The 21,640-nt window shown below is 63.2% G+C and carries 20 protein-coding genes; 7 read left to right on the forward strand and 13 right to left on the reverse strand.

Going from position 1 to position 21,640, the window contains the following annotated elements; translation table 11 throughout:
* Window positions 1-19 precede the first annotated feature (19 nt).
* The 7 genes from ACRWQA_RS01565 to ACRWQA_RS01595 all read right to left on the reverse strand — a co-directional run bounded on the left by ACRWQA_RS01565 (window position 20) and on the right by ACRWQA_RS01595 (window position 6,263).
* The gene (locus ACRWQA_RS01565; protein ID WP_263582167.1) at window positions 20-910 is read right to left on the reverse strand and encodes a metal ABC transporter permease; all 891 of its coding nucleotides are present in this window, start codon (window positions 908-910) and stop codon (window positions 20-22) included.
* Window positions 907-1,641: a metal ABC transporter ATP-binding protein gene (locus ACRWQA_RS01570; protein WP_263582168.1), complete on the reverse strand. Its 735-nt coding sequence runs from the start codon at window positions 1,639-1,641 to the stop codon at window positions 907-909. Before ACRWQA_RS01570 ends, ACRWQA_RS01565 begins: the two co-directional genes overlap by 4 nt.
* Window positions 1,641-1,790 carry a hypothetical protein gene (locus ACRWQA_RS01575; RefSeq protein WP_434229559.1) on the reverse strand — a complete coding sequence of 50 codons (150 nt, stop codon included), beginning with the start codon at window positions 1,788-1,790 and terminating at the stop codon, window positions 1,641-1,643. Before ACRWQA_RS01575 ends, ACRWQA_RS01570 begins: the two co-directional genes overlap by 1 nt.
* Before the next feature lie 142 nt (window positions 1,791-1,932).
* A complete protein-coding gene (locus ACRWQA_RS01580; RefSeq protein WP_434229557.1) occupies window positions 1,933-2,832 on the reverse strand; it encodes a metal ABC transporter permease in 900 nt (299 codons plus the stop codon).
* A gap of 131 nt (window positions 2,833-2,963) precedes the next feature.
* Window positions 2,964-3,626, reverse strand: a complete 663-nt coding sequence (locus tag ACRWQA_RS01585; protein WP_434229555.1) for a hypothetical protein — start codon at window positions 3,624-3,626, stop codon at window positions 2,964-2,966.
* A 110-nt stretch (window positions 3,627-3,736) separates the two neighbouring features.
* A complete protein-coding gene (locus tag ACRWQA_RS01590; RefSeq protein ID WP_434229554.1) occupies window positions 3,737-4,573 on the reverse strand; it encodes a class I SAM-dependent methyltransferase in 837 nt (278 codons plus the stop codon).
* 157 nt (window positions 4,574-4,730) lie between these two features.
* Entirely contained in the window at window positions 4,731-6,263 is a 1,533-nt protein-coding gene (locus ACRWQA_RS01595; RefSeq protein ID WP_434229553.1) for a winged helix-turn-helix domain-containing protein, read from the reverse strand.
* A gap of 116 nt (window positions 6,264-6,379) precedes the next feature.
* Between ACRWQA_RS01595 and ACRWQA_RS01600 the strand changes: the two genes are divergently transcribed.
* A complete protein-coding gene (locus ACRWQA_RS01600; RefSeq protein ID WP_263582174.1) occupies window positions 6,380-6,853 on the forward strand; it encodes a TspO/MBR family protein in 474 nt (157 codons plus the stop codon).
* Between the two features lie 20 nt (window positions 6,854-6,873).
* Here the strand turns inward: ACRWQA_RS01600 and ACRWQA_RS01605 are convergent, their stop codons facing one another.
* From ACRWQA_RS01605 to ACRWQA_RS01630, 6 genes are read right to left on the reverse strand one after another with little or no spacing between them, the layout of a single operon-like run.
* Entirely contained in the window at window positions 6,874-8,085 is a 1,212-nt protein-coding gene (locus ACRWQA_RS01605) for a four-carbon acid sugar kinase family protein (RefSeq protein ID WP_434229551.1), read from the reverse strand.
* Between the two features lie 2 nt (window positions 8,086-8,087).
* Window positions 8,088-9,335, reverse strand: a complete 1,248-nt coding sequence (locus tag ACRWQA_RS01610) for a RuBisCO large subunit C-terminal-like domain-containing protein (protein ID WP_434229549.1) — start codon at window positions 9,333-9,335, stop codon at window positions 8,088-8,090.
* Entirely contained in the window at window positions 9,332-9,877 is a 546-nt protein-coding gene (locus ACRWQA_RS01615; protein ID WP_434229548.1) for a VOC family protein, read from the reverse strand. Before ACRWQA_RS01615 ends, ACRWQA_RS01610 begins: the two co-directional genes overlap by 4 nt.
* A gap of 6 nt (window positions 9,878-9,883) precedes the next feature.
* Complete coding sequence (locus ACRWQA_RS01620; RefSeq protein ID WP_434229546.1) at window positions 9,884-11,161, reverse strand: TRAP transporter large permease; 1,278 nt, start codon at window positions 11,159-11,161, stop codon at window positions 9,884-9,886.
* Window positions 11,158-11,655, reverse strand: a complete 498-nt coding sequence (locus ACRWQA_RS01625; RefSeq protein WP_263582179.1) for a TRAP transporter small permease — start codon at window positions 11,653-11,655, stop codon at window positions 11,158-11,160. Before ACRWQA_RS01625 ends, ACRWQA_RS01620 begins: the two co-directional genes overlap by 4 nt.
* Window positions 11,656-11,658: 3 nt before the next feature.
* On the reverse strand, window positions 11,659-12,663 hold the full coding sequence (locus ACRWQA_RS01630; protein ID WP_434229545.1) for a TRAP transporter substrate-binding protein: 1,005 nt from the start codon (window positions 12,661-12,663) through the stop codon (window positions 11,659-11,661).
* 109 nt (window positions 12,664-12,772) lie between these two features.
* On the opposite strand from ACRWQA_RS01630, the gene ACRWQA_RS01635 reads away from it, so the two are divergent.
* From ACRWQA_RS01635 to csy2, 6 genes are all read left to right on the forward strand, one after another.
* A complete protein-coding gene (locus ACRWQA_RS01635; protein ID WP_434229543.1) occupies window positions 12,773-13,807 on the forward strand; it encodes a LacI family DNA-binding transcriptional regulator in 1,035 nt (344 codons plus the stop codon).
* A 63-nt stretch (window positions 13,808-13,870) separates the two neighbouring features.
* Window positions 13,871-14,464 carry a malonic semialdehyde reductase gene (locus ACRWQA_RS01640; RefSeq protein WP_434229542.1) on the forward strand — a complete coding sequence of 198 codons (594 nt, stop codon included), beginning with the start codon at window positions 13,871-13,873 and terminating at the stop codon, window positions 14,462-14,464.
* A 129-nt stretch (window positions 14,465-14,593) separates the two neighbouring features.
* On the forward strand, window positions 14,594-15,568 hold the full coding sequence (cas1f, locus tag ACRWQA_RS01645; RefSeq protein ID WP_434229540.1) for a type I-F CRISPR-associated endonuclease Cas1f: 975 nt from the start codon (window positions 14,594-14,596) through the stop codon (window positions 15,566-15,568).
* Window positions 15,475-18,900, forward strand: coding sequence for a type I-F CRISPR-associated helicase Cas3f (cas3f, locus tag ACRWQA_RS01650; RefSeq protein WP_434229538.1), 3,426 nt, complete (start codon window positions 15,475-15,477; stop codon window positions 18,898-18,900). The genes cas1f and cas3f overlap by 94 nt, the downstream gene beginning before the upstream one ends.
* Window positions 18,901-19,319: 419 nt before the next feature.
* On the forward strand, window positions 19,320-20,666 hold the full coding sequence (csy1, locus tag ACRWQA_RS01655) for a type I-F CRISPR-associated protein Csy1 (RefSeq protein ID WP_434229537.1): 1,347 nt from the start codon (window positions 19,320-19,322) through the stop codon (window positions 20,664-20,666).
* Window positions 20,663-21,640, forward strand: a complete 978-nt coding sequence (gene csy2 / locus ACRWQA_RS01660; RefSeq protein ID WP_434229535.1) for a type I-F CRISPR-associated protein Csy2 — start codon at window positions 20,663-20,665, stop codon at window positions 21,638-21,640. The genes csy1 and csy2 overlap by 4 nt, the downstream gene beginning before the upstream one ends.

Raw genomic sequence — 21,640 nt, forward strand, 5'->3', positions numbered from 1 at the left:
AGTGGTTTGGTTTTTTCATTCAGTGCGGTTCTGGCGTGCCGAGGGGTACGGCATGGCGCTGCAGCTTTGCCCTCAGGCTGTGATGCCGGCCGAGCAGGGCGGAGAGCACGTAGCCAACGCCTGCCAGCAGGATGATGGCCGGCCCCGAAGGAACGCTGAGATGGTAGGAGAGCAGCAGGCCGCCGAGGCTGGCGACAGCGGCCAGCAGGATGGCGACGGTGATCAGCCCCTCCAGGCGCTTGCTCCAGAAGCGCGCCGTGGTGGCCGGCAGCATCATCAGGCCTACGGCCATCAGGGTGCCCAGGGTCTGGAAGCCGGCGGTGAGGTTGAGCACCACCAAGCCGAGGAAGATGCCGTGCACCAGGCTGCCCTGCATGCCCTGGCCGCGCAGGAACAGCGGGTCGAGGCATTCGACCACCAGGGCGCGGAAGATCAGCGCCAGGGTGATCACGATCACGCTGCTGATTGCCGCGATCAGCACCAGCGCAGTGGAGTTCACCGCCAGGATCGAACCGAACAGCACATGGGTGAGATCGACGCTGCTGCCTCCCAGCGAGACCAGCATGACACCCGCTGCCAGCGAGATCAGGAAGAAGCTGGCCATGGCCGAGTCCTCCCGATGCCCGGTCATTTGCGACACACTGCCCGCCAGCACCGCAATCAACAGCCCCGACATCACGCCGCCCAGGCTCATGGCCGGCAGCGAGAAACCCGCCAGCAGAAAGCCCAGTGCCACGCCGGGCAGAATGGCGTGAGCCATGGCGTCGCCGATCAGGCTCATGCCGCGCAGCATCAGGAAGACGCCAATGGGCGGGGCGGCCAGCGACAGGGCCAGGCCGGCCACCGCCGCGCGGCGCATGAAACCGTAGTCGAAGGGCGCGACCAGCCACTCGTAAAGCAGCTCCATCATGCATCGACCCCCGGAATACCCAGCGCCAGCCGTGCCGAACCGACGCTGGCAGGTTGGCTCTGCAGCACGGCCTGGGCGGTGGTCCAGCGGGCGTGCCCGCCCGTCAGTACCACTACCTCCTCCGCCAGGCGGGCCAACTGCTCCATGTCGTGCAGTACCACGATGATGGTGGCGCCTTCGGCCGCCATGTCACGCAGTACCGTCATCAGCACCTCGACGGTTTCCGCATCGACGTTGGCGAAGGGCTCGTCGAGCAACAGCAGTTCGGCTTCCTGCATCAGAGTGCGGCCGATCAGCGCGCGCTGGCGCTGGCCGCCGGAAAGCTCGCCCAGCGGGCGGTGGGCCAGGTGCGAAATGCCCAGGCGCGCCATCACCTCGCGGCCACGGCGATAGTGGCGGGCACAGTAGCCGGTGAGCGCGCCGTGGCTCGGCCAACTACCGGTCATCACCAGCTCTTCCACGCTCATGGGAAAGGTGAGATCGAGCGCCAATTGCTGGGGCAGCCAGGCGCGCCGCTCCTTGGGAACCGAGCAGATCACCTTGCCCTTCATCGGGCGCAGCATACCCATGATGCCCTGGATCAGAGTGCTCTTGCCGGCGCCGTTGGCGCCCACCAGGGCGGTGACCGCACCGTCGCGAAAGCGGCCGCTCACGTGCTCGAGCACGGTGCGGTTGGCCTGGGCTAGCTGCAGGTCGTGAAGTTCCAGGCGTGACGGGGACGTCTCGGCCATCAGCCCCACCACCCTGCCGCCCATGAGACGGCGAGCCAAAGTACGCCCAGCGGCGCGGCCGTCAGCAACAGGCGGCGCTTGGCGGAAAGCGACATCAACGAAAAGTGGCACGGCCCCTCGGGGCGATGCCGATGCGTGCGGTGTGCCATGCGTGGCCCTCGCAAAAACCAATTAAGATATAACATAACAAGACGCCCGACAAAGAGGGAGTCTTCATTGCGACCTAGATGAAAGTCAATCGGCCGATCCAAGGGCGGCAGTATCCAGAATTCAAAATAAAAGGGAACCCTCTCAGCGCAACTGCCCGGCATACCGCGACGACACGACGCGCTTTGGCCAACGGGGGCCTGTTTTCAACCCCCGGTAGGGGCCCAGAACGACCGACGCGCAGTACCCCAGCCCCGCCAGCAGGATAATGGAAGGGCCGGAAGGCAGGCCAGCGTGGTAGGACACCAGCAGCCCCGCCACGCTGGACGCCAGGGCGATGCCGATGGCAATGGCGATCATGCCTTCGAGCCGTTGGCTCCAGTAGCGCGCCGCCGCGGCAGGCAGCAGCATCAACCCGGCCGCCATCAAGGTGCCCAGCGTTTGGAAGCCGATCACCAGGCTGATCACGACCAGTACCATGAAAAGAGCATGCGTCCAGCCGGCGTGGCGCCCCTGAAGCGTCAGGAACAGCGGATCGAGGCACTCGACCACCAAGGCACGAAAGGCAATGGCCAGGCCGACCAGGATCGTGCTACTGCCAAGCGCCACCAGCCCCAGTGTACGGCCATCCACTGCCAAAATGCTGCCGAACAGGACATGGCCGAGATCCAGGGCGTTGCCCGAAAGGCTGACGATGGTCACCCCGCCGGCCATGGCAATCAGGAACAGGCTGGCCATGGCGGCATCCTCCTTGAGGCCGCTGAACTGCGTTACGCCGCCGGCGAGCGCCACGGTGACCAGGCCCGCCAGCACGCCCCCGAACATCATCAGCGGCAGGGAAAAACCGGCCAGCAGGAAAGCGATGGCGACGCCCGGCATGATGGCATGCGACAGCGCCTCGCCCATCAGGCTCATGCCGCGCAGCGTCAACAACACCCCGAGAATCGGTGCCGTGAGGGAGAGCGCCAGGCAGGCTGCCAGGGCACGGCGCATGAAGACGTAGTCGAAAGGTGATGTGAGCCACCAGAGAAGCGTGTCGAGCATGGAGGAGGTGTCAGGTTGCTATTGAAGAGATGTTATATCATAACAAATAAAGGCAGGCCAAGCGCGCACTCATTACCAGTGCCAGGAGGCGTCGCGCCGTTCCGCTCAGCCGTTCTTCTCAGCCGTTCTTCTCAATAGCGCAGCGCGACCCCCAACTGATTGGGCGCCACCAGCAGCGCATATTCACCCTCGAGATGCACGTCGCCGAATGAGACCCGCGCCGGCTTGAAGCGGTTGATGGCCACCGAGGCCTGGCGCGGCTGGGTCTGCAGCTGCAGCTCGCTGATCAGCATGCCGGTAGCGAAGTTGATCGCCCCGTCGCGGCCGCGGCCATCGCCCACGCCGATCAACAGCCCCGAAGCGGCATTTATCGCCAGCGAGCCCAGGCGTGCCTGCAGGCTACGGCGCTGGCGTTCCTCCTCGGCCACCGCATGCAGCAGCCGGCGGGCGCTCTCGATATCGCCATCGCCCTCGCGCAACTCGCGGTAGGCGGCCGGGTGCGGCTGGTCATCCATCAGCGTGCCGGCCAGTGCCAGCGCCGACTTCACCACGCCCACACGGGCATCGTAACGGTCGTCGCGGTCGTCCGCCTCGCTGGCCTGGTAGGCATTGAACGCCAATGAAGTGGCGTAGACCCCGGCCCAGCCGTACTGCCACACATTGGCCTGGCGCTCGCCGCGGGCCAGGGCGTCCTCGTAGGCCTGGTACTCCTGCGTGGGCTGCTGGGCCAAGGCCAACGGTGAGAAGAGCATCACAACAGCGCACGCGAATGGCAGGAAGGGACGACGGGGCATGAGGAATTCCTTGTCGGGTTATCGAGGGTGTGTGGTCGTTGTCATTACAGCACAAGACGAAAGCCGGGAGCGCCGAAATGGCGCACCCGGCAAAGGGCAAGCGCACCCGATTACCGCGTGATGACGACCTCCAGATATTCCGAGGGCACCACCATGGTGCCGTCCGTGGCGAGGTTGTGGGCATCGATCAGAGCGAGGATCTCCGCACGTAGCGCCTGGCCGGCCTCGTTATCCAGCGCTTCAAACGCCTTCAATGTCGGCCCATAGTAGGTGCTGAACACATCCACCCAATGCTGTGGCGACTGATAGCGGAAGGTGAAGTGACGCGGCTGGGCCTCGATCGCCTGCACGTGTGGACCGAAATGCGTGTCGAGGAAATCCCGCGTGCCCCACGCCGCCGGGGAGCTCAGGCCTGCCGGCGGCGCCACGTAGCGGCCGACGATCTTGAACAGTTGGCCGATGAAGCCCCCCGGGGTCCAGTTGGCCAGCCCGATCTTGCCACCGGGCTTGCAAACGCGGAGCAACTCGGCGGCGGCTTGGCCCTGGTTGGGCGTGAACATTACCCCGTAGGTGGAGATCACGTTGTCGAAAGTGCCCTCGGAGAACGGCAGATTCTCGGCATCCGCCGTCTGGTAGTCGATCGCCAGTCCTTCCGCTTCGGCACGCTTGGCGGACTTGGCCAGCAGCGCCTCGACGTAATCGGTGGAGACGACCTTGCAGAATCGTCGGGCCGCGGCAAGCGAGGCGTTGCCGTTGCCGCCTGCCACATCTAGCACGGTCTGGCCGGCACGCAGGTCCATGGCTTCGCAGAGCTGCTCGCCGACGATCTGCAGGGTGACGCCGATGCGGGCATAGTCACCGGCACCCCAAACCGCTTGTTGCCTGGCCTTGATCGCCGCGTAATCGGGACCGGCGACTTGCGATTCGAGAGAGGTAGAGAGGGTCATGGCAAAACTCCTTTGATTGATTGTCATAGTGCTGCCCTCGGCGGCCCTGGGGGTGCTACCGAACGACAAACTCAGCCTATGCAGTGCCGTCGACGGCAGCTTGGGGGCCGGGTGGGAATTTGTGGGGAATTTCGTGGTGAAGACGTGGCGGCCGGCGCTACAGTGCCAACAAACGCATGCCATGCTTCTGCCCGACCAGTGCCACAACCTGCTCGGACGTCAGGTCGGGCTTGATTCGGTAGGCATTGCCCAGCGCCTGGCGTGCAAGGTCATGCCTGCCATCACGTCGGTGGATTGCGGCCAGCACGATGTGGGGCATGTAGCAGCGATCATCCCGCTGGCAGGCCAGTTCCGCCTGTTCGCGGGCGGCGCTGCGATCGCCCAGGAGCAGGTGGCCCATGGCGAGCACAGCGCCCCAGATCGATAGACGACTGTCGAGCGGGCTGATGCGAATGCCGTGGCGCAGGTGGACGACTGCTTCTTCTGGGCGATTTCCGGCCAGGTACGCAGAGCCCAGTGCCGCCCAGGCCTGGGCATTGGTCGGATTGAGCTCCACGGCCTTGCGCAGCATCGGCACGCCACGCTCGGGATAACCGATATCGGCCAACGCGCAGCCGGCGTAACCGAGTACGGTCGAGTCCATGCTGTCGAGCTGCAACGCGCATTCGGCGGCATCGAGCGATTCCGCCCAGGCCTGCTCGCGATCGCTCATCAGGCCGAAGCGGTGCCCCAGGCCACGGACCAACGAGAGGTGGGCGGCCGCCAAGGCGAATCCCGGCTCCAGCCGCCAACTGCGCCGCAGGAGGTCAGCCGCCACCGAAAAGGACTCGTGATGCCAGCCCTTGAGCGCCAGGATGCCGCTGGCCTCGAGATAGAGCTGACGTGCACTATGCTCGCCATCGATGCTGCTTACCGTTTGATAGATGGCACGGTGCAGTTGCGGTTCCAGCTTGGCGATGATCATGGGCACGCCGACATCGAGTGCATCGTACACCGGGCCGTTCAGCGCGAAGGTCTCGGCCCACAGACTAAATCCTGACTTGGCGTCGGTCAGATGTACGGTGACGCGCATGCGCTCCGCGCCTTCATTGGGCCAGGCCTGCACGCTGCCTTCCAGCACGTAATCGACACCCAGCGCCTCGTGAATCTCGCGTGTAGTCGGCGTCACCGGGCGGTCGAGATAACGCCCGCCTTGGGCGCTAAGGCGCAGTAACGGTATCCGTGTGAGGACGGAGCTCAACTCGCCGGTCAGCGCATCGGCAAACCGAACGAGTTCGGGCGTGTCGGCAAGCGCTCGCAGCGGCAGGATGAGCAGAGAGGGGTCGTTGCTGCTGATTTTCGGGGAAGCGGCAGTTGCGAAACGTCTCGGCGGAGCGTCGTCGGTATCGGAGACGTTCGCAGTGAAGCGGAAGCCACGGCCGCGTACCGTCCTGATGTAGGTCTGTGTGTCACCGCTGTCGCCCAGTGCACGGCGCGCCTGCTTGATGCAGGAAGCGACGGTGGCATCCGAGACGATCCGACCTGCCCATACGGCATCGATCAGTTCGTCGCGACTGAAGACCCGATCCGGATGGTGAGCGAAATGCACGATCAGATCGAACACCATCGGCTCCACGCGATGCAGCTCGCCGTGACGACGCAGTTCGTAGAGCGCCGTATCGAGTTCGAAGTCGTCAAACCGGAGGGTCATGGCGTTGCGCCGTCCCAGTCGTTCCTGGATCCCGTTATTCAGGTTTAGAGTATGGTGCAGGGTGCACACAATCGCCTCGTTTCTCTGGCGATACCGAGCCGCAAAGGAGATGCGAAATGACTGTTGCCCGCCACTCGCTGCTGATCCTGTTCGGCTGGCTGCTGCTGGTCGCCCTCGTCGCAATGACCGGTGTGCTGACGCCGCCCGGCGCCTGGTACGCCGCACTCGACAAGCCGCCGCTCACCCCGCCCGACTGGGTGTTCCCGGTGGCCTGGACGACGCTCTACCTGATGATGGCCGTGGCCGCCTGGCGGGCTACGCTTCGGGTGCCTGCCGCGGAGCGCTTCACGGTGCTGTGGCCGTTCGTCGCCCAGCTAGTCGCCAATGGGCTCTGGTCGATCCTGTTCTTCGGCCTGCACTGGATCTTCGTTGCCCTGGCCGACCTGTTGCTGCTGTGGGCCCTCATCCTGCTCACGATCAGCCGCTTCGCTCGCGTTTCGTCACTCGCCGCCTGGCTGCTGGTGCCCTACCTGGCCTGGGTCGGCTTCGCGGGGTATCTCAATGCGGGCATCGGCTGGCTGAACGGGTAGGCGAGCCGCCAGTCGCCATGTCACAGCGGTTCCCGCCGGACCCTGGCGCGAACCTTGTCGAACAAGTCGACTTCGCCCATCTGGCCACCCTTGAGAATGACGGGTAGCCGCTTGCCATCCGCGAAGTGCGCGCAGCAGATGGCGACGCCCGGCGACAGCTGCCCCGTATAGTCGATGCTGCGCGGGGCGAGGGCGTGGATGGCCAGGCTGGAGGTGTCGCCGCCCGCCACCAGCACCGTGCCGGCGGCATGCTCGGCCATCAGGCGTGCCAGCAGCTCGGCAGAGCGCTGCGCCATGGCGGCAGGCGTCAGGCCGTGTTCCAGATCTTCGTCGAGCACCGCCAGCACATGACTGCCCGAAGCCAGGAGATCGCGGAGCTGTTGATAGGGTTCGTCAGGCTGGTGCGCGAGGGAGCCGGCGGGAATGACGACCTTGGCAAATCCGATGGCGGCTGCCACCTGGGCAGCGGTCATGGGCGAACGGCTGCCGACGAACACCAGCAGGGGGCCAGGCAAGGTGTCCGGCAACTGAGGTGGAGAAGCCTCGGGAAAGCAGGTCTCGGCCACGCTGCTGGGCCCGACCCAGAGCTGGGGAAACGGTGAATTCGCCAGCCGCTCCTTGAGCGCTCGCTGGTCGCTTTCGTCCAGTACGTCGCACAGCATCGGGTTGCCGGACAGCGTCTCGCCGCTGCGTAGCGCCAGGAGATCGAGCAGCGCCAGGTTCGGCAGCCCCAGGGCGTCGAAATGGCGGCGCAAGTCCGCTTCGCGCATGGGAGTGACGGGGTGGTCTCGCATGACGGGGTGGCGGTCGATCCGGTGAACGTTGCCATCGCCCCCCTTGGCAAACAGGTTGCCGAACAGGCAATAGCGGCCGAGGCTTGGCTGGCCTCCCAGGATGACCGTGGTAGCCGGGGCCAGACCTTCGGTCAGCACGTGCATGGCAGCGGCGATGTTGCCAACGGCAGCGCTGCTGTCGAAGGTCGAGCATACCTTGAGATGGATGACCTCTGGCGCATGGGGCTTCAGGGCTTCGGCGAGGTGCCGCATGGTCGCGGTCAATTCATCCCGTTCCATGCTGCGAGCTGCCGTCGCGATACCGAAGGCGTCGAGATCGCGCACTTCCGCCAGGGTGGGCGGGGCCAGGTAGAGTCGTGTCTTCAGGCCCGCCCGGCTCAGCGTGGCGAGCGTATCGGACGCCCCGGTGAAGTCATCCGCAACGAATACGTAGCGCATGCCTAGCGTGCTCCGAAGAAGTCGATCGCGGCGGCAAGCGCCGGGCGTCCGGGGGTCTCCAGCGGTTCGCCGGCTTGTATGGCGTCCCAGGCCTCGCGCAGGCTCCTGACCCCCGCGGCGGCTCCGTCGGGATGGGCCAGGATGCCGCCACCGGCCAGGAACATGAAGTCGGCGCTGCCGGTTTCCGTCAGCGTCGTCGGCAAGGTGCCCGCCCACTGCCCGGAAGAGAACACTGGCATCACCCGGTCGTCCGAATGCCCGAGCGGCTGCAGCGAGAGCTTCGCCGCATTGGCCACTTCCTCGGTCAGGTCGGCAAACTTGCCGCCCATGCCGTGGACATGCAGGTGGTCGATTCCCGCCAGCCGGTAGAGTACCTGGTAGGCGGAGAAATCGATTCCCAGCGCGGGGTGACGAGCGAAGGCGCCAAAGCCGTTGCGATGCCCGTGGATGGCCAGCGGCGTCGAGGCGCGCAGGCTCTGCATCGCCGAGAGCCCGCACCAGTTGAGGCTGGCCATCACGCAGGTGCCACCCTCCGCTTCGACGTGGTCGGCATGGTCGCGCATGGCATCCACTTCGTCGGAGATGTTGAAAGCCACCATCACGTCGCGGCCGCTGCGCTGACGCCAGCGGCGCACCCGCGCCATCACCGCGCTGATCCGCTCGCGCACGGGGGCGTGGGGATGGTTGCCGGCGATCTCGTCATCCTTGATGAAGTCGACCCCCGCCTCGCACAGCCGCTCGACGAGATCGGCGGTCTCCTCGGGGGAAAGGCCGATATTGGGCTTGAGAATGGTGCCGAACAGCGGTCTCTCCTGGACGCCCAGCGCCGCGCGCGTGCCGGCCACGCCCAGGCGGGGCAGCAAGTAGCGGTCCCGGTACTCAGGGCGCAGGGTGAGCCCGGTGAGGCGTAGCCCGGTCACCTCTCCCAGGTCGAAGAGGTTGCCGGCCACCGTTGCCGCCAGGTTGGGCAGGTTGAGGCCCACGTTCTCCTCGGGGTAGTCGATCTCCACCGCCACGCGGCGCCATGGGCCCGAGACGCGTTTGCGCTCCAGGTAGGCGCTGTGCAGGCTGGGGTGGTCCTGCTCGTCGATCACCTCGACCCTGGCCACACGGGCACCGAATCGCGTTCGCAGCGCCTCGGTCTCACCTTCGACGCGCACGAAAGTGCCCGAACTCTGCTCCCCGGCCATCATTTCCGCTACCGAGCGAGGGTCAAGCGGGGTTTCCACGAGATAAGAGGCACGGATCATGCGCTGCGCCTGTCGAGCGAAGGGAAGGGACGAACCGGGTCGCTGCCATCCCAGCCCTGCGAGGCCTCGCGTATCAGGCGGAACATGTCGCCCTTGGGGCCACGCACTTCGGAAAGCTCGATCACCGTGCCGGGGTGATGCTCGCGGTCGAAGTAGGCGAAACGCCCGTTCTCGCCGACCTCGCCGCTCATCTTGACATTAAACCCCTGGGCTTCCATGGCGGCCAGGTCGGTATCGTACTCTTCGGTCCAGAAGGCCACGTGCTGGAGCCCGGTGCGCCCGGCCTGGAGGAAGTCGCGATACATCGAGGGCGCATCGTTGCGCGTCTGGATCAGCTCGACCTGGATGAATCCCGAGTTGGCCAGGGCGACCGAGTTGTGAACCTCGTACCGCTGCCCCTCGTAGGTGTAGTTCTCTATCGGCACGCGCGGATTGTAGAAGAACGGGCCGACGCCCATGACCCGGGACCAATGGTCCATCGCTTCCTCGATATCCGTTACCACGTACCCCAGTTGGCGGATCGCGCCGAGATGTCTGCTCATGGAATCTCACTTCATGACAAGGTTGGGCAGCCAAGTGGAAAGGCCGGGAACCAGCGTTACCAGCGCAAGGGCTGCGAAAAGGGAAAGGTAGAACGGGGCGACGCCGCGGATGACCGACTGCAGCGGCATCTTGGTGATGATCGAGACCATGTAGAGGCTCATTCCCACCGGGGGTGTCAGTAACCCGAGCATCAGGTTGAGCACGAAGACCACACCCAACTGCTCGGGCGGAACGCCTGCCTGCAGTAGTGCCGGGGTGACAATAGGCGCAATGATCAAGATGGCCACGATGGCCTCCAGGAACATGCCGACCACCAGCAGCAGCAGGTTCAGGATCAGCAGCAGGACGAGCGGGTTTTCCGACACCTCCAGCAGCCATGCCCCGGCCCGTGCCGGTACCCGGTCCATCGTCAATACCCAGGCGAAGAGCGCCGCCGCCGCGACGACGAACAGCACGTTGGCCGTGGCCAGCACCGTGTCGCGTGTGCAGCCGACAAATCCCTCCAGGGTGAGCGAGCGATAGACCAGCAACCCGATCAGCACGGCATAGGCCACCGTCACCCCGGCCGCTTCGGTGGGGCCGAAGAAACCGCTGATCATGCCGCCTACCAGCAGCACGGGCGCGAGCAGCGCAGGCAGCGAGATCCACGCCTTGCGCCGTATGGCGGGCAGGGTGGGCCGGATGTCGTCGCGCGGCAGGTCATGACGGCGCGCCATCACCGCGATCTGGATCATCAGTGCCAAGGCCACCACCAGGGCCGGCACCACGCCCGCTAGCAGGGCGCGAATGGTCGACACCTCGGCGGCCGTGGCGAAGATGATCAGCGGAATGGAAGGCGGAAAGATCGGGCCGATGGTGGCCGCCGCGATGGTAACGCCCGAGGCGAAGCGCTGGCTGTAGCCCTGGTGCACCATCTGGCGGATCTGGATGCCGCCGAGCGCGCCGATATCCGCCAGCGCCGCCCCCGACATGCCGGAGAATATCAGGCTGACCAGCACGTTCACGTGTGCCATGCCGCCGCGTACTCGCCCCACCAGCATTCGCATGAGGTCGAAGAGATGGGTTGTCACCCCCGTCGCCCCCAGCAGCGAGGCGGCCAGTATGAACATCGGGACCGCCAGCAGCGGCGAGCTGTCGAGGGTGTTCACAGCCCGCTGGGCGAGCACCGTGACCGGCAGGTCGTGAATCAGGATGACGAGCCCCGCCGACAGGCCAAGGCTGACGGCCACCGGGGCGCCGATGAGCAGGCCCAGGGCGAACAGCATGAGCAGGGTAACGGTCATTCCTCGACCTCCCTGCCCGACGCCAACAGACCGAGGCGGTAGGCGGCCACCACCGCGAGAAAGATCAGCCCGACCAGTGCAGGCATGTAGAACCAAAGGTTCGGCATGCCCATGGCCGGTGTGGCGAAGCGCCCCGCACGCAGCAGGAAGCGATAGAAGCCGTACAGCGTCAGAACGCAGAACCCCAGCGTTGCCAGTTCGCCCACCACCAGGCAGAGCCTGCGCCCCAGGCGAGGCAGCAGGTCCACCAGTAGCGTGACCGCCACGTGCTGGCCGCGCAGCAGCAGAAACGGGGCGGCAAGATAGACCATGGCGATGCCGGCAAAGCGGGCGGCCTCATCGACCCTGGGCAGGCCAGTGTCGAACAGGTTGCGTGCCACGACCTGGGTCACGATCAGCACGGCTATGAGGACCAGCAGTACCATCGCCACCCCAAGGCACGCTTGCGTCAGCCAGGTGACCGCTCGCCCGACAATCGGCTTGTGCTCGTTCATGGCTCAGTTAACGGCCGCGATCTGCTCGTACAATTCGCCGTACTGCGCGGTGAACTCCTCGGCAATACGATCACTGACGCGGGTGCGGAACGCCTCGAGCTCCAGGCCATCCTCGGGGCCGACGATGTGCATGCCCGCTTCGCGCAGGGTGGCGAAATCCTCGGCTTCCGCCTCCAGCATGGCGGCCGTGGCGCGCTCGCGAACCTCGGCAGCGGCTTCGGTGATGGCGTCCCGATGCTCGGGCGACAGCGACTGCCAAGTGTCGTCGTTCATGACGATGACCTGAGCGGCGCTGATATGGCCGGTCAGCATCATGTGGCTCTGCACTTCATTCAGCTTCGAGGTGACGACCACGTTGACCGGGTTCTCCTGGCCTTCGACCACGCCGGTTGCCAGTGCCGTGGGTACCTCGGCCCAATCCACGGGAACGGGAACCGCGCCCATCCCTTCGACGGTGGCCATGTAGATCGGGAAGGGAATGGACCGAATCTTGATCCCTTCGAGATCGTCCGGCGACTTGATCTCCTGGTTGGTCGTCAGGTGGCGGGTGCCGAAGTAGAAGGCGTAGAGCAAGCGTACACCGGAGGCGTCCACCAGGCCCTCGTTGAGTTCCTCCATCACGGGCGAATCCACGTCCATCACCGCCATCAAGTGATCGATGTCGCGGTACAGGTAGGGCGTATCGAATGCGGCAAAGGGAGGATAGAGCGAGCCGATAGCGCCAGCCGTGTTGTGGGAGATGGCGATCGATCCCGTCGATACCGCTTCGGCCAGCTCCTGAAGCTTGCCGAGCTGCGAATTGGGAAAGATATCCACCGCGACCTCGCCGTTGGTCTTCTCCGTGATGGCCTCGGCCAGCCACTCGGCCTGCATACCGGCGATCGAGTTCGGCGTATGCATGTGGCCATAGCGCAGGGTGACTTCCTGGGCCGCCGCCGTGCCAACGCTCATGGCCAGCGCACCCGCTACGGCCGTCAGGCGGCCGAGCTTGTTGATCTTGTTAAGCATGACGTTCTCCGGATGATGTTTTTTTATTTATTTGTAGGTAATGATGTTCGTGCCCTACGATTCTCAAGGCTAGGGCAGGATCCTACGCAGGGGCAATGAGGACTTTTTGATGGTTTTTGATGGAAGGCGGCCATTGATACCGGATATTGCCGCCATGGCAGGGGTATCGACGGCGACGGTGGATCGTGTTCTGAACCGCCGCCCTGGTGTGCGGGAGGCAACGTTGCGCCGGGTGCTCGAAGCGGCCGTGCACATCGGCTACATGGACGAGGAGGAGTTGAGCAAACGGCTCGGCCCGCGCTTTGCCAAGGTGGTCTTTCTACTGCCCAGGGGAACGAACCCCTACCTCACGGGGCTCAGTACACGCGTGCGCGAACTGGCGGCTCTCTCGCCCGGGCCGGTCAAGGTCAGGAGCCACTTCATTGAGAGCTTCAATCCCGATGCACTGGCACAGGCGCTGAGGCGCTACGGCAGAAGCGCGGATACCGTCGTGTTCATGGCCATCGACCATCCACGCGTGAGGCAGGCCATCGACGAACTCGTGATGGCGGGAAAACGCATCATCACTATCATTTCGGACCTGCCAAGCTCGAACCGGCACCTCTACCTCGGTATCGACAATTTCGCCGCGGGGCGCACCGCCGCCCAGATCATGGGGCGGTTCTGTCATGTCACCTCGGGCAAGCTGGCGCTCATTGCGGCAAGCCGGGCCTACCGTGCCCACATGGAACGCGAGATGGGGTTTCTGGCCCTGACGGAGGCGAACTTCCCCTACCTGAGCGTGATCGGCCCGCATGAAGGGCACGACAACCGCGACGAGAACTACCAGAACACCTGCCGCCTATTGGAAGCGCATCCCGATATCGTGGGCATCTACAACGTGGGCGGTGCGTCGGATGGCATCGGGCGAGCACTGCGCGAATCGCGGCGTGATACCGATATCTGTTTCATAGGTCATGGACTGACGCCCGATACTCGTAGCATGCTACTCGATGGAACGATGGATGCGGTAATCACCCAGAGTCCCGACCTGATCTATTCGCGAGCCATTGCCGCGGCGACAGGTGAACAGGCGGACATGGCCCCGGTGGCCATGGAAATCTATTTCTCCGAAAACCTGCCCGCAGCGCATCATGTGATGTGATACGAGGCAATCACTTCCAGGCACGGCCATAGGGACAAAAACCCTATTACAGCAGGAGACCCCATGCGACCGCCCCTCGACGACATCGCGCTCGACACCGTCTTCCGCCAAGCGCACACCCACTACGGCTTCCGGCCGGAGCCCGTCGACGAGGCCGCCCTGCGCCGGCTCTACGACCTGCTGAAGTGGGGCCCCACCTCGATGAACTGCCAGCCGGCACGCTACGTCTTCGTGATGAGCGAAGAGGGCAAGTCGCGCCTGCTGCCGGCGCTCTCCGAAGCCAACCGCGACAAGGCCCACGAAGCCCCGGTCACGGTGATCGTCGCCGTCGATACTCGCTTCTACGAACACATGCCCAAGCTGTTTCCCAGCTCGCCCAATGCCCGCGAACGCTTCGCCGCAAACCCCGAAACGACCAGCGATACCGCCTGGCGCAACGGCACCCTGCAGGGCGCCTATCTGATCATCGCCGCCCGTATGCTGGGCCTGGACGTCGGCCCCATGAGCGGCTTCGACAACGCCATGGTCGACGAGGAGTTCTTCCCCGACGGCCGCTACAAGAGCAACTTCCTGGTCAACCTGGGCGCAGGCGACCCCGAAAGCCAGCGTCCAAGGGGGGCGAGGCTGGCGTTTGAAGAGGTGGCGGAGGTGGTTTGAGGGACGTGACGAGCGTCAACATTTGGGATGATAGAGCAACTATCTCTCCACGCACGGGTGGCAGGGAGTAGGAAGGAGTGCTTATATAGTTACTAATTAGATACAAATAATAAGCACGACAGGGAACTCATGGACGACCTATCACCGTCGGATCTGAAGACGATCCTGCACTCGAAACGCGCAAACCTCTACTACCTGCAACATTGCCGTGTGTTGGTGAACGGCGGACGTGTCGAGTACGTCACCGATGAAGGTAGTCAGTCACGCTACTGGAATATTCCCATCGCCAATACCACCTCGCTGCTGCTCGGTACTGGCACATCGATTACCCAGGCAGCGATGCGTGAACTGGCCAAGGCTGGCGTGCTGGTAGGCTTCTGCGGCGGTGGCGGCACACCCTTGTTTGCCGCCAACGAAGTGGATGTCGATGTTGCCTGGCTGACACCCCAAAGCGAGTACCGCCCCACGGAATATCTCCAGCACTGGGTGCACTTCTGGTTCGATGACGAGAAGCGCTTGGCGGCGGCGAAGGCATTCCAGATTGCACGTCTCAATAGAATCGAATCGCTATGGACCGGTCGTCCCTTAAAAGAGGCCGGTTTTTCCATTTCTACGGACGCGCTTCATCAAGCGTTGGCAACGCATCGTGAGGCCATTGGCAAGTCGCCCAACACTACCGATCTGCTCACCCTGGAAGCCCGCCTGACCAAGTTGCTTTTCAAGCTTGCGACTCGTGCCGTGAACTACGGCGATTTCACCCGAGCTAAGCGGGGCAGTGGCACCGATCCCGCCAACCGCTTCCTCGATCACGGGAATTATCTGGCTTATGGCCTGGCGGCCACCGCTACCTGGGTGCTCGGCATTCCGCACGGATTGGCGGTGCTGCATGGCAAGACGCGTCGCGGTGGCCTGGTATTCGACGTCGCCGACCTAGTCAAGGATGCCGTGATTCTGCCCCAGGCATTTCTTTCCGCCATGCAGGGCGATGAAGAGCAGGAGTTTCGCCAGGCGTGCATCGAGCGGCTAACGCGGACGGAATCCCTCGACTACATGATCGATACCTTGAAGGACGTGGCGCTCGAGCTGGGAGGGCCGGCTGCGTGAACGTGCTGCTAGTTTCCCAGTGCAGCAAAAACGCGCTCAAGGAGACGCGACGAATCCTGGATCAGTTCGCCGAGAGGCGTGGTGATCGCACCTGGCAGACGCCGATCACCCAGGCGGGACTCGATACGCTGAGAAAGTTGCTGCGCAAGTCAGCGCGAAAAAACACCGCCGTAGCCTGCCACTGGATTCGTGGGCGCGATCACAGCGAACTGATGTGGATCGTGGGTAATGCTGCACAGTTCAATGCGAGAGGAGGGTCTCCGACTAATACTACACGCCGCAACATCCTGCGTGCCGAGGATGAAAACGATTGGCACAGCGGTCGCCTGATCCATCTTCTGGCTTCGATAGCTGCCCTGCTCCATGACCTTGGCAAGGCGAGCCGTGCCTTTCAGGATCGTCTCCATGGCCGTCTGGAGGGGCGAAATCGGTACCGGCACGAGTGGGTATCGCTGCGTTTGCTTGAAGCCTTTGTTGGTGATGACGATGACGAGACCTGGCTTTCTCGGCTCGAACAGCCTACTCCCGATGACGATGCATGCTGGCTGGGCCGCCTCAAAAGCGATGGATTGGCTGATATCGCTGAAAAGGAGAAAACGCCTTTTATTCAACTACCGCCGCTTGCTGCTGCGATTGGCTGGCTAGTCTTGAGTCATCATCGCCTGCCGGCATTGCCGGCCTATGATGACAACGGCCAGCAAAAGTGGGTCGGGGCCCGTGCCGATATGAACGCCGCTAACCTGCCGGCGCTTCCCGAGGCCATCACGGCTGCCTGGAACGAATGTGTTGAATTTGCTGAGACGAAGGATGTCAGGCCGTACTGGGAATTTCCCCATGGCCTGCCTGCCACGACTGATGCATGGCGACAGCGCAGTCGACGGGTGGCGCGGCAACTGAAAGAAGTCAGGGCAACGGTGCCACCGTTGGAGTCTCCCTACGTCATGCATCTGGCGCGTTTGGCGTTGATGTTGGCGGATCACCACTATTCGAGCCTGACCGACAAAGGGCGGCTCCCTGGTGCCTGGTCAACCGCGCTATACGCCAATACCGCCGTACTGAACGGCACGCGTCAGTTATGCCAGCCATTGGAAGAGCACCTGCTGGGCGTAACCCGGGCGGCGGGCGAAATAGTTCATCGCTTGCCGGACATGTCAAGAGCCCTGCCGCGTATTGCGCGGCACAAGGGCTTTCGCCAGCGCAGCCGCGACCCTCGTTTTCGTTGGCAGGACAAGGCATTCGACTTGGCGGCGGGTTTGCGTGACAGGGCTCGCGAACAGGGATTTTTTGGCGTCAATATGGCCTCGACCGGCTGCGGCAAGACCATTGCCAATGGCCGGATCATGTATGCCTTGAGCGATCCAGGGGAAGGCGCTCGCTTCTCGATAGCCCTTGGCCTGAGAACGCTTACGCTGCAAACCGGGCAGGTCTACCGCGAGAGGTTGGGGTTGGGTAGCGACGACCTGGCGATTAGGGTCGGCGGCAGCGCCAGCCGCGAGCTCTTCGAGCACCATCAGCGTGAGAGCGGCGGCTCGGAGTCTCGTGGTGCACTGCTGGATGAGCAGAGTCATGTCCATTTCGAAGGTCAAGTCGACGAGCATCCGCTGCTGTCGCGGGCTGCGAATGACCCGCATGCCCGAGCGCTGATCAGCGCTCCGGTGCTGGTATGTACCATCGATCACTTGATACCGGCCACGGAGAGCCTGCGCGGAGGGCATCAGATCGCACCCATGCTGCGGTTGATGAGCAGTGATCTTGTGCTCGACGAGCCGGATGACTTCGACATCCATGACCTTCCCGGTCTGACACGTCTGGTGTACTGGTCAGGACTACTTGGCTCACGGGTGCTGCTCTCCTCGGCCACGCTGCCGCCAGCCTTGGTACGCGGCCTGTTTGAGGCCTATCGCGCCGGTCGTGCAGAGTACCAGCGCCATCGCGGCGTTCCCGGCACCCCGCTGAGCCCCTGCTGTGCCTGGTTCGATGAGTATGGCTGCGCCCAGCAGCAGTGCGCAGAGGGTGAGCAGTTCGATGCTGCTCATCGTCAGTTTGCCCAGCAGCGCGCTGCTAGGCTCGCTGATCAAGAGCCGGTTCGCCGCGGCTATCTCGTGCCGTTGTCCGCTCCCACCGCCCATCCGGACGCCGTTCATCAGGCGACCGCCCAGACGATACTCACCCAAGCGTGCTCCCTTCATGAGCGCCACCATTCAGTCGATCCCCATAGCGGTAAGCGAGCCAGCTTCGGCTTGGTGCGCATGGCCAACATCGAGCCGCTGGTCGCTGTCGCCCAGGCGCTCTATCGATCGGACATTCCCGAAGGGCGGCAGATCCATCTTTGCGTTTACCACTCCCAGTTTCCGCTGCTGCTGCGCTCACGCTTGGAAGCGCGCCTGGACCGAACGCTCGATCGACGCAGCGAGGATGCCGTTTTCGATCTCTCCGATATTCGCGCCCGACTCGACAGCGGCTCCGCCCAGGATCACCTCTTCATCGTGCTTGGGTCGCCGGTCACTGAGGTTGGTAGGGACCACGACTACGACTGGGCCGTGGTCGAGCCTTCATCGATGCGCTCAATCATTCAGCTTGCCGGTCGCGTGCGCCGCCACCGTCCTGCCCCCGTTCATGCCCCCAACATTGCACTGCTTGGAACCAACGTGCGACATCTGAAACGGGTCGCGCCGGCCTTCAGCCGACCAGGTTTCGAGACCGAGCGGGACTGGCTGCTGAGGTCGCACCAACTGGCGGAGCTTCTGAGAGAGGTTGAGATCGAGCATATCGACTCGCGCCCACGCCTGTTACCGGGCGAGGTGCTAGAGCCGGCATACAAGCTCGTCGATCTCGAGCATGCGCGACTTGCCGCGCTCATGATCGAGGGGGCCGCTCCTGGTCGTCAGCGACGCAGGCGTCGCGGTGAGCCGGCACAGGTGCATCTTGGGGCCTACCTCTTCTATCGCCCTGCAATGATGACCCTCGGGGCGCTACCGGTACAGCATCACCCCTTTCGGGAGGACAACGAACCGGAGTGCGAATTCGTGCTGCTCCCGGATGAAACAGAGGAAGACTACGGCTTCTGGCGGGTGGAGCAGGAGGGTAGGGAGGAGAGGCTGACACCCGTGGAGACCGAGCTGGATCGGATACCGGAGGACGTTTTTCGCCAGCCTTGCATCGCGCCCTGGAACGAGCCCGACTACATGGTCGCACTGACGGATCAAGCCGAGGCCATGGACATGGAGTTAGAGCGCTGCGCCCGGCGCTTCGGTCGCATCCGCCTGAAAATGAACTACGCCCCGCAGGGATGGCATTTTCACCCGGCCTTGGGATTCGTGAGGAAAAAGTAAGCAGCCGGCCTGGATCGGGCCGGCTGAGGCTGCCTGTGCGGCAGCGGATACCTGTCCAGCACTAGGTGCTATTTCTAAGCGGCCTTTTCGGCTGCCTAGAGAAGTTACCATAGCGTCCCACATGTCAAGTTTATCCAGTACAAGCTGCTAGGTTGTATTTCCGAAAACGGAAGAGTATGTTGATTTCAAGCTTGGCAATGCCGTGTGAGACGCTCGCCCAAGAGTGGCCGCTCAATGGGCGAGCAAGGCATCGATAACGTCTGACCTGCTTTGGGAAGAGCAAGGAGGTGTGTGGATGATTGGTTATCGTCCCGTTAGACGAGACGAATAGTTTGGCCCAACCATGCCCCAAGCGTTACCACGCTTGGGGCTCATTATGACATGCCTTGGGTATGCCACCCAAGTAAGGCAGGGAACCTATGCCAGACCCCCAATACCATGCGTCCCTACGCGACTTGGTTGAATGGTTCATCCATGACCGCTTCGCGAACAAGACGGAAAAGCTCCCAGCGGACGATCCCAAGTATCTTGAACTCCAGCGACAGTTCGAGCCGCAAGCCTGGCTGGCCGATGCGGCTCGTCGCGTCAGCCAGCTTCAGGTCGTCACGCACTCCTTGAAGGCAATCCACCCGGATGCCAAGGGCACGAACCTCTACATCGAACCCGGTCAGCTGAATCAAGGCGGCCTAGTGGGTAGCCACTGTCTGCCTGCCGATTTCCAGGGCGATGTTGTCGGCAATGCGGCAGCGCTTGATGTTTACAAGTTCCTGAAACTGGAGTGGCAAGGGCGTACGCTGCTGGAGCGGGCGCTCGATTTCGACGAAGCACTGATCGATGCCTTGAGCCAAGATCGCGAGGAAGCCGAAAGCTGGGTACGCGCCTTCGCTAGCATCACCGAGCCCAAGGGAGCACCCAGCTCTCATGTGATGGGGAAACAGCTTTTCTGGCTGGTCGGCGACGACCCTGCAGATGATAAAAGCTACCGCCTGCTGGCACCGCTCTATGCTACAGCGCTGACTCACCGCTTCTACGCGCAGGTCAGTCCCAATACCTGGTTCTTTGGCGATCATAACAAGGCGGCGCGTAAGGCGTTGAAGGACAAGGCGCCGTATGAGGGCGGCTATACCAGCTACCCCAATCTGGCAGTGCAGAAACTCGGCGGAACCAAACCGCAGAACATCTCGCAGCTCAATAGCGAACGGGGCGGCCAGAATTATCTACTGGCATCGCTACCGCCAAACTGGGAGTCGCGCGAGGTGTACGCGCCGATGCGGGACGCCTTCCGAGCATTCAAAGGGCGTCCAAACGTCCGACGCATTGTGGGTGAACTCAAGCGCTTGCTGGAAGCGGACCCCACCAAGAACATGCACACCCGTGATCTGCGCGACGACCTCACCGCAATGCTGGTCGACGAGTTGATGCTGTTCACGTTCGATATCCACTCCTTGGCACCTGGCTGGACGGCTGAGGAAAAGTGCCAGTTGGCTCTGGAAGAGCAGTACTGGCTGGATCCGGGCCGGGCCCATGAGGATAGCGAGTTTGCCGAGACGCGCCGACAGTCGAACTGGCACGAAGCCATCAGCGCTCGCGCGGCCAACTGGCTCAATCGTGAGTTGAGCTACAACAGCCCTCTCAGCTTCGGAGATGCAGAACACCACAACTGGAAACGCCGGTTTGAGGGTATCGTGACCGAATTCCGCCGTCAGCTCGACGATCTTCAAGAAGCACTGCGCGATGAAGACGACGATCAAGGAGAGGCAGCATGATCCAGCATCTTCTTCTGCTTCCCCAGCTGCGCATCCAGAACGCTAATGCCATCTCCAGCCCGATGACCTGGGGCTTTCCTGCCATGAGCGCCTTCATGGGGCTGATGCAGGCGTTGGAGCGTAACCTGTCCGATGATATCAAGCTGGTCTTCAACGAGATCGGGGTGGTGTGTCATCGCCTCGACCCACAAGTCACATCGGGAGGCTTCACACGTGCCTTCCATCTCACACGTAATCCTGTAGACAAGACCGGCAGCACAGCGGCCATCGTCGAGGAAGGCCGGGCGCATCTGGAAGTCTCGCTATTGATTGGCGCCGAGGCAGATGGCAGCGATGACCTGAAAAGCGCCGAACGCCGTCAAGCGATTGCTAATAAGCTTTATCAGCAGGTACAGGGCATGCGTGTTGCTGGAGGCAGTGTGATACCGCCCCGCCCCGGTGAGCGGCGCCATCGCCCGGAGCTGATCAGCTTCGATGCCAACGAGGAAGAAGGCACGAAACAGTGGCATCGTCTCAGGCGCCGACTGTTGCCGGGGTTTGCGCTGGTGCTCCGTGATGACCGGCTCGCTGAGCATACCGCCACCCTCAAAGCGAATAGCGAAAGTGCCACACCGCTGGACGCCTGGCTCGACCTATCGCGGCTCAACCACGAGTGCCGGATCACCAAGGGCGAAGACGATAACGGCAAGGAACAAATGAGCTGGGAGGTTCGCCGCCCGTATCCCGGTTGGCTAGTGCCGATCCCGGTGGGCTACGGTGCCATTTCTGAGCTTTTCGACTCGGGCGTGGTGGCTAATGCCCGTGATCCTGAGGTGCCGTTCCAGTTCGTCGAAAGCCTTTACTCGATCGGCGAATGGGTAAGTCCCCACCGAATCAAGCATCCCGAAGCCTTGATGTGGTTCGTGGAGAATGATCTCGAACGTGGCCTCTATCGCTTGAGCAACGCCTACACCGATACCTTGATCAACGACTGA

It is taken from the genome of Billgrantia sp. C5P2, assembly GCF_051062895.2.

What these genes read in the sequence shown, in the direction of transcription:
- ACRWQA_RS01565 (WP_263582167.1), bottom strand. Translation starts at nt 910, where the DNA reads ATGATGGAGCTGCTTTACGAGTGGCTGGTCGCGCCCTTCGACTACGGT.
- ACRWQA_RS01570 (WP_263582168.1), bottom strand. Translation starts at nt 1,641, where the DNA reads ATGGCCGAGACGTCCCCGTCACGCCTGGAACTTCACGACCTGCAGCTA.
- ACRWQA_RS01575 (WP_434229559.1), bottom strand. Translation starts at nt 1,790, where the DNA reads ATGGCACACCGCACGCATCGGCATCGCCCCGAGGGGCCGTGCCACTTT.
- ACRWQA_RS01580 (WP_434229557.1), bottom strand. Translation starts at nt 2,832, where the DNA reads ATGCTCGACACGCTTCTCTGGTGGCTCACATCACCTTTCGACTACGTC.
- ACRWQA_RS01585 (WP_434229555.1), bottom strand. Translation starts at nt 3,626, where the DNA reads ATGCCCCGTCGTCCCTTCCTGCCATTCGCGTGCGCTGTTGTGATGCTC.
- ACRWQA_RS01590 (WP_434229554.1), bottom strand. Translation starts at nt 4,573, where the DNA reads ATGACCCTCTCTACCTCTCTCGAATCGCAAGTCGCCGGTCCCGATTAC.
- ACRWQA_RS01595 (WP_434229553.1), bottom strand. Translation starts at nt 6,263, where the DNA reads ATGACCCTCCGGTTTGACGACTTCGAACTCGATACGGCGCTCTACGAA.
- ACRWQA_RS01600 (WP_263582174.1), top strand. Translation starts at nt 6,380, where the DNA reads ATGACTGTTGCCCGCCACTCGCTGCTGATCCTGTTCGGCTGGCTGCTG.
- ACRWQA_RS01605 (WP_434229551.1), bottom strand. Translation starts at nt 8,085, where the DNA reads ATGCGCTACGTATTCGTTGCGGATGACTTCACCGGGGCGTCCGATACG.
- ACRWQA_RS01610 (WP_434229549.1), bottom strand. Translation starts at nt 9,335, where the DNA reads ATGATCCGTGCCTCTTATCTCGTGGAAACCCCGCTTGACCCTCGCTCG.
- ACRWQA_RS01615 (WP_434229548.1), bottom strand. Translation starts at nt 9,877, where the DNA reads ATGAGCAGACATCTCGGCGCGATCCGCCAACTGGGGTACGTGGTAACG.
- ACRWQA_RS01620 (WP_434229546.1), bottom strand. Translation starts at nt 11,161, where the DNA reads ATGACCGTTACCCTGCTCATGCTGTTCGCCCTGGGCCTGCTCATCGGC.
- ACRWQA_RS01625 (WP_263582179.1), bottom strand. Translation starts at nt 11,655, where the DNA reads ATGAACGAGCACAAGCCGATTGTCGGGCGAGCGGTCACCTGGCTGACG.
- ACRWQA_RS01630 (WP_434229545.1), bottom strand. Translation starts at nt 12,663, where the DNA reads ATGCTTAACAAGATCAACAAGCTCGGCCGCCTGACGGCCGTAGCGGGT.
- ACRWQA_RS01635 (WP_434229543.1), top strand. Translation starts at nt 12,773, where the DNA reads ATGGTTTTTGATGGAAGGCGGCCATTGATACCGGATATTGCCGCCATG.
- ACRWQA_RS01640 (WP_434229542.1), top strand. Translation starts at nt 13,871, where the DNA reads ATGCGACCGCCCCTCGACGACATCGCGCTCGACACCGTCTTCCGCCAA.
- cas1f (WP_434229540.1), top strand. Translation starts at nt 14,594, where the DNA reads ATGGACGACCTATCACCGTCGGATCTGAAGACGATCCTGCACTCGAAA.
- csy1 (WP_434229537.1), top strand. Translation starts at nt 19,320, where the DNA reads ATGCCAGACCCCCAATACCATGCGTCCCTACGCGACTTGGTTGAATGG.
- csy2 (WP_434229535.1), top strand. Translation starts at nt 20,663, where the DNA reads ATGATCCAGCATCTTCTTCTGCTTCCCCAGCTGCGCATCCAGAACGCT.